Genomic DNA, 12,558 nt, shown 5'->3' on the forward strand with positions numbered 1-12,558 from the left:
GCGCCGTACCCCGCACGACGGCGGCCGAGCCACCGCCGCGCGGCAGCCGGCCGACCTGCTCGATCACCCCGACCGCGGCGACCTGCGCGAACTCGCCGTCGACACGCGGCACGAGCAGCACCTCGGCCGGGCGGGGCGCCGGCCGGCTGGAGATCCCCGGCGCCCGCGCGTCGGCGGAACCGGCGGTCCCGCCGGCACGGGCGGCGTCGATGCTCGCTCGGGTCGCCTCGTCCGACAGGTCCACGGAGACGACCATGCCGGGGAGGACGACCGCGTCGTCGAGCGGCAGAACGGGCAACACCCGGGTCTGAGCCATGTGGTCCACCCTCACATCGGGAAGTTGAGTCAACCACACTTAAGTCATGTCAGCCCAACCTTGTTCCCGAGACTTGTCGCCCTCGGCGAACAGGCACCGGGCCCTCAGAACGACCAGCGGCCGCGTACCCGGTTCCGACCGCCGGCTACGACCTAGTCCTTGCGGCCGACCGCGCCATAGAGCGCGACGTCGGCATCGGTCAGGCCGTCCTCGACCTCGCTGTCGGGCCGCCACCGGTGCACGACCTGGACCCCCGGCTCGACGAGTTCGAGGCCGGCGAAGAACCGCTCCACCTCGGCCCGGCAGCGGGCCTGGGCGGGGATATCGCCGCCGACGTTGGCCGACCGCACCCCCCGGCTGCCGACCGGGTCGAAGTCGGCTGTCTCGTGGGTGAGGGTGAGGTAGCTGCCGGCGGGCAGGGCGTCGACGATGCGCCGGACCAGACCGTAGGCGTCCTGGTCGTCCGGGATGACGTGCATGACCGCGAGGAGGGACACCGCGACGGGCCGCGACAGGTTGAGCGTGTCGTGCAGTTCCGCGGCGGTGAGGATCGTGTCGAGCTCACGCACGTCGGCGTTGAGGTAGGCAGTGCGGCCCGCGGCACCGCTGGCCAGCAGGGCACGGGCGTGGGCCAGCACGATCGGGTCGTTGTCGGCGTACACCACCCGGGCATCGGGGGCGGCGCGCTGCGCGACCTCGTGCAGGTTCGGGCTGGTCGGGATGCCGGTGCCGAGGTCGATGAACTGATGGATCCCCGCCTCGGCGGCCAGGTAGCGCACCGCCCGGGCCATGAAGGCGCGGTTCTCCCGGGCGGTGATCCGGACGTTCGGGAATGCCGCGATCACCTTCTCGGCGGCCTCCCGATCGGCCGGGAAGTTGTCCTCGCCGCCGAGGAAGTAGTCGTACATGCGGGCCGAGTGGGGCTGATCGGCCCGCAGGTCCGCCGGATCGAGGTCCTTCGCCCGGCGCGTCCAGCCTGTGTCGCTCTTCTCCGCCACTGGACTCCATTTCCGACGACGCGCCGAACGGCACCGACACAGCCTTGGCCCAACCGTACCGACCAGGCCACGGAACGCAGCAGTCCCATCGGCCGACCACGCCACCCGACCTCAAATACGGTCAATTTGGACAAAAAACGATATACTTAACCTAGGCACTGATCTCGACTTGATGCCCGCCGGCCGCAGGCCCGTCACTCGATGTCGAACAGGCCCTGCCGAACGGCGTACATCACGGCCTCCATCCGCGAGTGCAGCTGGAGCTTGTCCAGGATGTTGCGGACGTGGTTCTTGACGGTGTTCTCGCTGATGAACAGCTTGCGGGCGATCTCCCGGTTGGCCCGACCCTCGGCGACGAGCTTGAGCACCTCCAGCTCGCGGGCGGTCAGGTGCGGCGCGGGCGCGCGCGGGCGATCCTCGGTGCCGCGCGCCATCGTGGCGAACTCCACCATCAGCTTGGAGGCCATCGACGGGCTGATCAGACTCTGCCCGTTGTGCACCGCGCGGACCGCGCCAGCGACCTCGTGCGGCGGGATGGTCTTCAACAGGTACCCGACCGCGCCGGCCTTGATCGCCTCGAACAGGTCGGACTCCTCATCGGACACCGTGAGCATGACGATCCGCGTGCGCGGCAGCGCACGCCGAATCGCCCCGGCGGCGGCGATGCCGTCCCGGCCGGGCATGCGCACGTCCATGAGGACGATGTCCGGCAGCGTGCCGGACGCGAGGGTCAGGGCCTCCTGGCCATCCCCCGCACGACCGACGACACTGATGTCCTCCTCGATCTCCAGCACGGTCTGCAGACCCTGAAGAAACAACTCATGATCATCTACCACGAGGACTCGGATCGGCACGGAGCCCTCGATGGTGTCGGCTTCAGCGGCCGACGGCGGCACGACACTGGCCGTCATCACTCACCCGGGAATCAGGAGCGAATCGTCCGGGGGACGACGCGGACACGAACGAAAGATGGTTCGGACACTCTTCCACTCTACGTGATGAAGTACATACCAGAGGTCGTGGCTGGGACCGAGAGACGGCGGCGCCTCCCTCCGTTAACGCATCCGACATGCCGGAAATAATACGCGCCGACGGGGCCCCGTAACCCACGTATCACTGCCTTCGACGCCGACAGGGCAGCCGTTTCGGCCGGTGAGCAGGGCCACGGCCAATCCGGAGCGTCCACCCCCCTCGCCCGTCAAGGATCACCGAAAATCGGCTGCATGGCGCCCAGATCCGCAATGAACGGCGGTTCCGCCAATGACTGGTAGTCATTGGGGCGACCCGGTAATCCAATGGTCATCGAAATACTGGATGTACCGTTTGCACCAATCGGCTGGTGGCGTGTTCGACCGGCGGCCGTCAATCTCATCTCTATGACCGCGCTGACGAGCAGTCCCCAGCCGCGACTCCACCTCAAGACGGGCCTGTCGTGGTCCGACGCGTTCGCCCGATGCCGCGAGACCGCCCCTGAGGCATTCGACGACGACCGCCTGCGCAACCTCTGGGGCGGCGAATGGCGCCGCAGTGGTACCCCCCTGCACAGCCTCTCCGCCCTCGACGGCACGCCCATCTCCGGGCCACCGATGATCGACCAGGCGGAGGCCCGGGAGGCCATCCGGGCCGCCCTCGACGATCACAAGAAGTGGCGCGACGTCGCGCTGCCCGAGCGCCGGGCTCGAGTCCGGGCCGCCGTCGACGCCATGGCGCAACACCGTGAGCTGCTCGCACTGCTGCTCGTCTGGGAGATCGGCAAGCCCTGGCGCCTAGCCCTCACCGACGTCGACCGCGCCCTCGACGGCGCCCGCTGGTACGCCGAGGAGATCGAGGCGATGGTCGACGGCCGGGTGCCGCTGCCCGGCCCGGTGAGCAACATCGCGAGCTGGAACTACCCGATGAGTGTGCTGATGCACGCGATGCTCGTCCAGATGCTCGCCGGCAACGCGGCGATCGCCAAGACCCCGACCGACGGCGGGGCCGCCTGCCTGACGCTGGCCTGCGCGCTGGCGCGCCGCGAGGGCCTGCCCGTCTCGCTGGTCTCCGGTTCCGGCTCCCGCCTGTCCGGCGCGCTGGTCCGCGCCCCGGAGATCGGCTGCCTGGCCTTCGTCGGCGGCCGATCCGCGGGTGGCCAGGTCGCGGCCGCCCTCGTCGACACCGGCAAGCGGCACTTCCTGGAACAGGAGGGCCTCAACGCCTGGGGCATCTGGGAGTTCTCCCAATGGGACCTGCTGGCCACCCACCTGCGCAAGGGCTTCGAGTACGCCAAGCAGCGCTGCACCGCCTACCCGCGGTTCGTCGTCCAGCGCCAGCTGTTCGACCGCTTCCTCGAGATGTACCTGCCGGTGGTGCGAGGGGTCCGGTTCGGCCACCCGCTCGCCGTGGCCGACGACGCCGACCCGCTGCCCGAACTGGACTACGGGCCGGTCATCAACTACGACAAGGCCACCGAGCTGGCCGCGAAGATCGACGAGGCGATCGCGAAGGGCGGGGTACCGCTCTACCGCGGCGACCTCGCCGACGGCCGTTTCATCGCCGGCCAGGACACCGGCGCGTACGTGCCGCCGGTGGCGATTCTGAGCCCGCCGGCGTCATGCGGCCTGCACCACGCCGAGCCGTTCGGCCCGGTCGACACGATCATCGTCGTCGATTCCGAGGCCGAGCTGCTGGCCGCGATGAACGCCTCCAACGGGGCCCTCGTCGCGTCGGTGGCCAGCGACGACGAGTCACTCGCCGGACGACTCGCCGGGGAGCTGCAGGCGTTCAAGGTCGGGATCAACGCGCCCCGCTCCCGTGGCGACCGCGACGAACCGTTCGGCGGCCGCGGCGCGTCCTGGAAGGGCGCCTTCGTCGGCGGCGCCCACCTGGCCCGCGCGGTCACCGTCGGCCCCGACCCGAACGAGCGCCTGGTCGGCAACTTCCCTAACTACTCGCTGTACCCGGAGATCTGAGGAGGCATCATCAGGGGGCCGGCCCAGGTCCGGGCGCTCATGGCGGGTCAACCCGGACACCGGCCCCAGTTCGACCAGCCGGCAGCGCGCCCGAGTAGGTGCCGGCAGGCTCAGGCTGACGCCGGGGAACGACGGGGCGAGGGTGCCTGACCGCGGGCCAGGCCGTGGTCGGCGAGTGGGCCCAGCCGCAGGCCGGCGTCGTCGCAGCGGGCCGCGATCTCGGGGAGCGCGCCGAGCGCGCTGCGCCACGCGCCGGGCGCGGAGGTGCAGTCGCAGTCGTGCAGCAGCACCGTCGCCCCGCCCCGCAGATCGGGGGCCAGGGTCGCCAGCACGCTGCGCGGCGTCGCCTGCGCCGTCCAGTCGCGGCCCCACGCCGACCACAGCACCGGAGTCAGCTTCAGCCCGCGGGCCGCCACCAGCACACCGGCGGACAGCACGCCGTGCGGCGGCCGCAGGAAACGCGGCGCCTGACCGGTGATCTCCGCGATCAGGTCGCGGGTACGGGCCAGCTGGTCGTAGGTCGACCGGGGGCCACGCAGCAGCATCGGCCGATGGTCCCAGCCGTGCACGGCGAGCTCGTGGCCGGCGGCGACCATCTCGCGGGCCAGCTCCGGCGAGCGCTCCAGCAGGTTGCCGAGCACGAAGAACGTGGCCTGCACCTCAAGCTCGGCCAGGACGTCGAGGAACAGCGGCGTCGAGCCGGGATCAGGCCCGTCGTCGAAGGTCAGCGCAACATGGTCGGCGGTACCGATGCCGGACAGGCCGGGCGCCGCCCGCAGCCGGAGCCGGCGCAGCACGGCCAGGGACGGCAGGCCATGGACGAGACCGGCCGTCGCTCCCAGCGTCACCACCGCGCCCACGCCGCGACGGCCCGCGACGAACCCGCGTGTCTCGACAGACCGCGCCATGAGAAGACTCTTTCACACCATCCAGCGCACCCCACCCACGCCCCGTCGTGCGTCGCAGCCCCCACGGGGCCGCCGACCAGGGTGGATCTTGTCTGACGACCCGTCACTTCGGGCCGGATCGACATACATTCTCCTGCGAACGGCCGCATCCGCCCCGGCCCTGGCGCACCGACGGAAAGGCCCCATGACCCTGGCACCAGCCCTGCGGAAGGGCGCCAACACGCCTGTTCCCACCGGCGTGCTGCGGGTCGTGGTCGGCTGGGCCCCGGGGCGGACAATGGACGTCTGCGCCGTGCTCGTCACCGAGCTGGACCGGGTCCGCTCGGACGACGACTTCGTTTTCTACAACGCGCCGACGCACCCCTCGGGCGCCGTGTCCCTCACCACCGCCGCCCCCGGCTCGGCAGGTCTGGTCGCGACGCTGCCCAGGGTGGCGCCGGAGGTCGCCCGCATCATCGTCGCCGGCTCGCTGGACGACGGGACCTTCCCGCAGCTGGAGGACCTGACCGTCACCGTGACCGACGGTGCCGGCCAGGCGGTCACCCGATTCACCCCGGAACCCGACGAGCCGGTCACGGCGCTGGTGTTCGGCGAGGTCTACCGCCGCGGCGCCGGCTGGCGCTTCCGCGCCGTCGGCCAGGGCTGGGACAGCGGCCTCGCCGGCCTCGCCCGCGGCTTCGGCATCCACCTCCACGACCCCGACGACCCTGGCGACCCCGACGACCCCGACGACCCCGACGACCCTGGCGACCCTGACGACCCCGACGACCCCGCGCGCCGCGACGACGCCGACCGACGTGGCGCTACCGACCGACGTAACGACCCCGAGCGACGTGGGGAGGCCGAGCGACACGGGAGCACCGGGTCCGGCGCGGCCGGGTCCGGCGGGGCCGGGGCCGGCGGGGACACCCCTGACACGCGGGTGCTGCCCGAGATCGAGCCGGACGAAGGCCGCCCGGCCGCTCGGGCAAGCCGAGGCGACCGCGTCGCACTGGACGCGGACGACGAACGCACCCTCGACGAGGCCGCCGCCGCGCGACCGGCGATCCGGGCGGACTGGTACGGCGACCCGGTGCAGCCGGGCCAGATGCGCTGGTGGGATGGCCAGGGCTGGCAGGGCGGCCCGGTGCCGATCCACGTCGAGTCGGACACGACCTGCGGGCGTTGCGGCGCGCAGAAGCGGTGGCGGTTGTTCGGCGGGCCGCCGGTCTGTGAAGTCTGCACGGAGGAGGTCCGCGCGTTCCTGCGCGCCTGGCGGGAGCGGCTCGCCTCGGTGCTGGCGGCGGACGACGGCGACCCGTACGCGGCCGATCCAAACGAGGCCGGCTCTGGTGTGGCCGGCCCTGGTGTGGCCGGCCCTGGTGTCGCCGGCCCTGATGGCCTCGACCTTGAGCCGCTCTGGGCGGAGCTGCGTCACCAGCGGATCCCGGCGTCGGCCGGCTGGGAGATCGTCCGCTCGGACGGGTTGGTGTACCTGGAGCGGCTCACGGCGTTCGCCTTCCTCGACGGGGTGGTCGAGGCCGGTGAGGTCGCGCGGATCGAGGCCGTCGCCGAGCGGCTGGGCCTCGCCGGACCCGAGGTGGACGCACTGCGCGGCCGGCTCGCCCGCGGCCTGGAGCTCAGCCGGATCGGGGCCGGTGAGCTGCCCCGGCTGCCGGACGCCGGCCTGCACCTCGAACTCGACGAGATTCTGCACCTGGATGTCCCGGCGACGCTGGTCCGCCCGGCGGCCGGTGGACCGCGCCAGACCGCGGGGCGCCTGCTCGGCACCAACCGCAAGCTGCGCTTCCTCGGCGAGACCGGGCGCGGCGCCGAACTCGGCCTACCCAAGATCGTCGAGGTGGCGGTCCGGGGCGGCGCCGTCGAGATCGCCGCGACGACGGCCCGGGGCTCCGGCGACTACCTCGTCGATGACCCGGAGTACGTCGCCGCGGTGCTGGTCGGCGTCCTGCGGGTGGCGCGGCGGCAGGTGATCGCGCCGGGCAGCCGGGCGAGCCGGGCGATCCCGCAGGCGGTGAAGGCGCAGGTGTGGCGGCGCGACCGCGGCGTGTGCGTCGAGTGCGGCGGCGGCGAGCACCTCGAGTTCGACCACGTGATCCCGTTCAGCCGGGGCGGGGCGTCCAGCGTGAACAACCTGCAGTTGCTGTGCCGAGGGTGCAACCGCGCGAAGGGCGCGCGGATCTGACGTCGAACCGCCCGGTGCTCGACCGGACGCACGGAACAGCGGACGACCGTCCGGGAACAAGGCGCCGCAGGCGCCGGAGCGGAAAGCGGGGATCGGGTCGATGACAGGGACGGTCGACGAGGCGCCGGACGCACCGTCGGGAGAGGCGCCGGACGAGGCGCCGGGCGCGACGCCGCCAGGCGATGACGGGCTGCTGGGTGCCTGGTTTCTCACCGCCGAGGAGCGCGGCAACCCGGACACCGACCTGGACCGCCGCCACGGTGCCGGTCAGCCGTGGACGACCGGCAACCTCGTCGTCCCGCTCATCCACGGCCGGGAGTACTTCACCCGGCTGCTGGCGACGGTCGAGAAGCTCGACGAGGGCGATCTGCTGCTGTTCACCGACTGGCGCGGGGACCTCGACCAGCGCCTCGACGGTGCCGGTTCGGAGGTCGGCGAGGTGCTGGGCCGCGCGGCGCAGCGCGGGGTGGTGGTGCGCGGGCTGGTGTGGCGCTCGCATCTGGAACTGCTGTCGTTCAGCTCGAAGCCCAACCGGCTGCTCGCGGAGCGGCTGACCCGCTCGGGCGCGCAGGTGGTCCTCGACCACCGGGTCCGCCGCGGCGGCAGCCATCACCAGAAGCTGGTGGTGGCGCGCCCGGCCGAGGACCCGGCGGCGGGCGTGGCCTTCGCCGGCGGCATCGATCTCTGCTACAACCGGCGCGACGACGCCGCGCACGCGGGCGACCCGCAGGGCCAGCCGATCGCCGCCGAGTACGGCGACGCCCCGCCCTGGCATGACATCCAGGTCGAGGTGCGGGGCCCGGCCGTCGGCGACCTGGAGCACACCTTCCGCGAGCGATGGGACGACCCGTCAAGCCTCGACACCCCGAACCCGCTGCGCCGGCTGTACTACCGGATCCGGCCGGTGGCAACGCGGACGGACCCGTTGCCCGACCCGCAGGTCGATCCGCCGCCGGTCGGCTCGCACAACGTGCAGATCCTGCGGACCTATCCGCGCCGGCTGCGGCCGCCGTATCCGTTCGCCCAGGTCGGGGAGCGTTCGATCGCCCGGGCGTATCAGAAGGTGCTGCGCCGTGCGCGTCGGCTGATCTACCTGGAAGACCAGTACATGTGGTCCACCGAGGTCGCCTTGCTGTTCGCGGACGCCCTGCGTCGCGCCCCGGATCTGCATCTGATCATCGTGGTGCCGCGGTATCCGACCCAGGGCGGCCCGCTGTCGCTGCCGCCGAACCTGGTGGGCCGGGAGCGGGCGCTGGAGGTCTGCCGGGCCGCCGGCGGCCACCGGGTCGCCGTCTACGACGTGGAGAACCACGCGGGCACCCCCGTCTACGTGCACGCGAAGGCGGTGACGGTGGACGACGTGTGGGCGTCGGTCGGGTCGGACAACCTCAACCGCCGGTCGTGGACGCATGACAGCGAGCTGGCCGTCGCCACGATCGACGACGAACTGGACCCGCGGGAGCCGCGCGACCCTGGTGGTCTCGGCGACGGCGCCCGGGTGTTCGCCCGGGACCTGCGGCTGCGGCTGTGGCGCGAGCACCTGGACTGGGACGGCCCGGACGACGACCTGCTCGATCCGGAGGCTGGCTTCGCCGCGTTCCGCCGGCGGGCCGAGGACCTGGCCGCCTGGCACGCCGACGGCCGGGTCGGCGACCGCCCGCCCGGCCGGATAGTGCCACACGAGCCGGACCGACTCGGCCGTCTGCGCCGCGCCTGGGCCGCACCTCTTTACCACGCGATCTACGATCCGGATGGACGGCCACGCCGAATGCGTTCCGCCGGCCAGTGGTGACAGTTCGCTGGCGAGAAAGGGAAAAACGTGCGGATCGGACGACTAGGGCCGATCGCCTGGATGTTCGTGGCTGCTGTCGCGCTGGTGCTGGGCGCCCTCGTGATCGATCATGCCAGGACCGGCCCGCGGGCGCGGATCGCGTTGTGGGGTGACTCGCTGGCGTGGGAGTCGCAGGGGTCGTTCGCCCAGACGGTGACGGCCGAGCACCGCGACTCCGCGCCGGCCAGGGTGCTTATGCGGACCTGGGGCGGCACGGCGCCCTGCGACTGGCTCACCGACATCCGCGACCAGTCACGGCGCTGGCATCCCACCGTGGCGGCGCTGGCGTTCTCCGGCAACCAGGGCAGCGACTGCATGCGCGGACGGGACCTGCTCAGCGCCTACCGGCAGGACGTGACCGCCGCGGTCGAGCAGCTCACCGCCGCCGGCACGACGGTGCTGCTCGTCGAGGCCCCGCCGCGGCGCGACCAACCGGTCGACGCCGCGGGGCTGACGCCGCTGGACCGGTTGTGGCGGGAGATCGCGGCGAGCCACCCGCGCACCCAGGTCGCGCCCGCCGGCCGGGCGGTCAGCGCCGACGACGGCCGGTTCGCGCCGACGTTGCCCTGCGACCGCGGCGAGACCTGCGGCCCCGGCGGGATGGTCACGGTCCGCAGCCCCGACGGGACGCATTTCTGCCCGTCGGTCGAGCCGCCGATGACGCCGTGCCCGGTGGTGTCCCCTGGGGCCGCCCGGTACGGCGCGGCGATCGCCCGCGAAGCGCTGGCCGCGGCGGACGGTGCCGCCGCGGACACGATCCCCGGCGACGGCGACGGGCGCCGCATCGCCAACGCGGATGCGGGTGCGGCGCTGCCAGCCGGTTAGGCGGTGGGCCGGTCAGGCGACGGACCGGTCAGGCGACGGGGCGGTCAGGCGACGGGGCGGTCAGGCGACGGGGCGGTCAGGCGACGGGCCGGTGGGCGTTGGCGATGCGCCGGCCGGTGACGGACCGGCGGTGGACGCCGAGTTCGTCGCGCCAGGAGAGGTAGGTCCGGTCCGGCATGCCGATCATCGAGAGCTGGTCGGCGAGGTCGGCGGCGAATGCCTCCACGTCCGCGGGCCGGCGGACGAGCACGGCCAGGCCGTTCTCGTCGACGGTGGCGATCCCGGCGCGGTCCCTGAGGCCCGCTCCCAGCTGGTCGGCGAGTTCCTCCGGCCCGGTGAGCTGACGGGGCAGTTCGGGCCAGGCGACGTCAACCAGGAGCGTGTCCGCCGACATGATGGCCTCCTCGATACCGCGGGATGACCGCCACCACCGGGACGGCGGTGGCGACCGCGCATCGTCGGCCTCCCCCGGGCGCCGAGCGCCGAATCATGACACCGCGGAATGCTCCGCGTCAGTCGGCGGTGGTCGGGTCGGCGGTGGCCGTGAAGGCCGCCCACAGGCGGGCGTAGGCGCCACCGGCGCGGACGAGCTCGGCGTGGGTGCCCTGCTCGGCGATCCGGCCGCCGGCCATGACCACGACCCGGTCGGCGCGGGCGGCCGTGGTGAGTCGGTGGGCGATCACGATCGTGGTCCGCCGGGTGGTGACGGCCTGGGCGGCGGCCGTCACGGCGGCCTCGGTGGCGAGGTCGAGGGCGGCCGTCGCCTCGTCGAACAGCAGGATGTCCGGGTCGGCGAGCTCCGCGCGGGCGAGCGCGAGCAGTTGGCGCTGGCCGGCGGACAGCCCGCGGCCGCGCTCCCCCACCGCCTGGTCGTACCCGTCGGGGAGGGCTTCGATGAACGCCTCGGCGCCGACCGCCCGGGCGGCGGCGCGGACCTGCTCGTCCGAGGCGTCGGGCCGGGCGTAGGCGATGGCGTCGCGGATAGAGCCGGAGAACACGAACGGCTCCTGCGGGACGACCCCGAGTCGGCGCCGGAAGGCGGACAGGTCGAACTCCCGCACGTCGACGCCGTCGATGCGGACCGCGCCGCCGGTGACGTCGTAGTAGCGGGCGATGAGCTTGAGCACCGTCGACTTGCCCGCGCCGGTCTCGCCGACGAATGCCACCGTCTCGCCGGGCGCGATCCGCAGGCTGATGCCGTCCACGGCGTTCCCGGCCGTACGGGTGCTCGTCGTCGCCGGGCCGGGGGTGCCGGGGCGGGCGGCGACCGTGTAGGCGAAGGTCACGTCGTCGAGCACGACCTCGCCGGTGAGCCGGTCGACGGCCCGGGGATGCTCGGCCGCCGGGGTCGACGTCGGGGTGCGCAGCAGGTCGGACAGCCGCCGCAGGCCCACCATGGCCTGCTGGTAGCCGTCGAACACCTGGGAAAGCTGCTGGACGGGTGAGAAGAACAGGTTCACGTACAGCAGGAACGCGAGCAGCGCGCCAGCGGAGAGGTGGCCGTGCACCGCGAGGTGGGCGCCGATGCCGAGGACGAGCGCGCCGGCGATCCGGGAGAGGAACTCCACCCCCGGGAAGTAGATCGCGATCATCTGCTGCGCCCGCATCCGCGACCGCCGGTAGGAGTCGGCGAGCGCGCGGAAACGTTCCTGGTTGACGTCCTCGCGGCCGAACGCCTGCGCGACCCGCAGCCCGGTGAGGTTTTCCTGCAGGGACGCGTTGACGGCGCTGACTCGCTCCCGGGCCTCGGTGTAGGCCGCTGACGACCGCCGCCGGAAGATCACCGTCGCGACGATCAGTGCCGGCAGAACGGCGACGACGACCAATGCGAGCTCGGCGTCGAGGATCAGCAGCGCGATCAGGACGCCGAAGAACGACAGCAGGCTGACGATCGCGGTGGTCAGGCCGGTCTGCAGGAACGTCGACAGGGCGTCGACGTCGGTCGTCATCCGGGTCATGATCCGCCCGGCGAGCTCGCGTTCGTAGTAGTCGAGGCCGAGGCGCTGCAGGTGCGCGAACGTCTTCACCCGCAGCACGTAGAGCAGCCGCTCGCCCATCCGGCCGGTGACCCGCGTCTGGTAGACCTGGGTCACCCAGTCGGCCAGCGTGATCGCGAGGGCGATCCCCGCGGTGCCGAACAGCACCGCGCGGGACTGGTTGGTCACGCCCGCGTCGACGGCGTGGCGTACCAGGGCGGGCAGGGCGAGGCCCGCGACGGCGTCGAGCGCGACGAGCAGTAGGCCCACTACGAGCGGAACGCGCACCCACGCGAGCAGCCGCCCGAGGGTGAAGTCCGGATCGGGCGCCGCGGCGGCCGCCTGGTTGACGGTCGGGTCGTCCTCGGCCGGCGGCAGCCCGTCGACCTTGGCAAGCAGTTCCGGCGTCGCCGGGACGTCCCCGAACGCCCCACCACCGCCGATCGCCCGTCCGCCGGGACCGCCGAACGCCCGCGCCCCACCGCCGATCCCCCCGCGGCCGCCACCGAGCCCGCGTCCACCGCCTGTCCCGGCCGCCGCGGCGACGTCGATCCGACGGCCACCACCAGCC

At 72.9% G+C, this 12,558-nt stretch carries 10 protein-coding genes; 4 read left to right on the plus strand and 6 right to left on the minus strand.

Features of this window, described 5'->3' with window-relative positions:
* From MXD58_RS09470 to MXD58_RS09480, 3 genes are all read right to left on the minus strand, one after another.
* Nucleotides 1–316, minus strand: a 316-nt coding sequence (locus tag MXD58_RS09470; protein ID WP_250609206.1) for an LON peptidase substrate-binding domain-containing protein, incomplete at its 3' end; no start/stop codon positions are given.
* Between the two features lie 152 nt (nucleotides 317–468).
* Complete coding sequence (locus MXD58_RS09475) at nucleotides 469–1,314, minus strand: SAM-dependent methyltransferase (protein WP_248839277.1); 846 nt, start codon at nucleotides 1,312–1,314, stop codon at nucleotides 469–471.
* A 194-nt stretch (nucleotides 1,315–1,508) separates the two neighbouring features.
* On the minus strand, nucleotides 1,509–2,225 hold the full coding sequence (locus MXD58_RS09480) for a response regulator (protein ID WP_248839278.1): 717 nt from the start codon (nucleotides 2,223–2,225) through the stop codon (nucleotides 1,509–1,511).
* A 465-nt stretch (nucleotides 2,226–2,690) separates the two neighbouring features.
* On the opposite strand from MXD58_RS09480, the gene MXD58_RS09485 reads away from it, so the two are divergent.
* Nucleotides 2,691–4,262, plus strand: a complete 1,572-nt coding sequence (locus MXD58_RS09485; protein ID WP_248839279.1) for an aldehyde dehydrogenase family protein — start codon at nucleotides 2,691–2,693, stop codon at nucleotides 4,260–4,262.
* A 110-nt stretch (nucleotides 4,263–4,372) separates the two neighbouring features.
* Here the strand turns inward: MXD58_RS09485 and MXD58_RS09490 are convergent, their stop codons facing one another.
* Nucleotides 4,373–5,170 carry a polysaccharide deacetylase family protein gene (locus MXD58_RS09490; protein WP_248839280.1) on the minus strand — a complete coding sequence of 266 codons (798 nt, stop codon included), beginning with the start codon at nucleotides 5,168–5,170 and terminating at the stop codon, nucleotides 4,373–4,375.
* Nucleotides 5,171–5,354: 184 nt separating this feature from the next.
* Between MXD58_RS09490 and MXD58_RS09495 the strand changes: the two genes are divergently transcribed.
* From MXD58_RS09495 to MXD58_RS09505, 3 genes are all read left to right on the plus strand, one after another.
* A complete protein-coding gene (locus tag MXD58_RS09495) occupies nucleotides 5,355–7,355 on the plus strand; it encodes a TerD family protein (protein WP_248839281.1) in 2,001 nt (666 codons plus the stop codon).
* A 100-nt stretch (nucleotides 7,356–7,455) separates the two neighbouring features.
* The gene (locus tag MXD58_RS09500; protein ID WP_248839282.1) at nucleotides 7,456–9,147 is read left to right on the plus strand and encodes a phospholipase D family protein; all 1,692 of its coding nucleotides are present in this window, start codon (nucleotides 7,456–7,458) and stop codon (nucleotides 9,145–9,147) included.
* A 60-nt stretch (nucleotides 9,148–9,207) separates the two neighbouring features.
* Entirely contained in the window at nucleotides 9,208–10,011 is an 804-nt protein-coding gene (locus tag MXD58_RS09505; RefSeq protein WP_248839283.1) for a DUF459 domain-containing protein, read from the plus strand.
* 76 nt (nucleotides 10,012–10,087) lie between these two features.
* Here the strand turns inward: MXD58_RS09505 and MXD58_RS09510 are convergent, their stop codons facing one another.
* On the minus strand, nucleotides 10,088–10,405 hold the full coding sequence (locus tag MXD58_RS09510) for a hypothetical protein (RefSeq protein ID WP_248839284.1): 318 nt from the start codon (nucleotides 10,403–10,405) through the stop codon (nucleotides 10,088–10,090).
* A 118-nt stretch (nucleotides 10,406–10,523) separates the two neighbouring features.
* Nucleotides 10,524–12,558: ABC transporter ATP-binding protein (locus MXD58_RS09515; protein ID WP_250609207.1), on the minus strand; the 2,035-nt coding region annotated here is incomplete at its 5' end.

The organism is Frankia sp. AgKG'84/4 (assembly GCF_023242965.2).
Lineage (GTDB): Bacteria > Actinomycetota > Actinomycetes > Frankiales > Frankiaceae > Frankia.

Bases quoted from the DNA above. Each gene is read 5' to 3' on its own strand.
- MXD58_RS09480 (WP_248839278.1), bottom strand. From the start codon at position 2,225: ATGACGGCCAGTGTCGTGCCGCCGTCGGCCGCTGAAGCCGACACCATC.
- MXD58_RS09485 (WP_248839279.1), top strand. From the start codon at position 2,691: ATGACCGCGCTGACGAGCAGTCCCCAGCCGCGACTCCACCTCAAGACG.
- MXD58_RS09490 (WP_248839280.1), bottom strand. From the start codon at position 5,170: ATGGCGCGGTCTGTCGAGACACGCGGGTTCGTCGCGGGCCGTCGCGGC.
- MXD58_RS09495 (WP_248839281.1), top strand. From the start codon at position 5,355: ATGACCCTGGCACCAGCCCTGCGGAAGGGCGCCAACACGCCTGTTCCC.
- MXD58_RS09500 (WP_248839282.1), top strand. From the start codon at position 7,456: ATGACAGGGACGGTCGACGAGGCGCCGGACGCACCGTCGGGAGAGGCG.
- MXD58_RS09505 (WP_248839283.1), top strand. From the start codon at position 9,208: ATGTTCGTGGCTGCTGTCGCGCTGGTGCTGGGCGCCCTCGTGATCGAT.
- MXD58_RS09510 (WP_248839284.1), bottom strand. From the start codon at position 10,405: ATGTCGGCGGACACGCTCCTGGTTGACGTCGCCTGGCCCGAACTGCCC.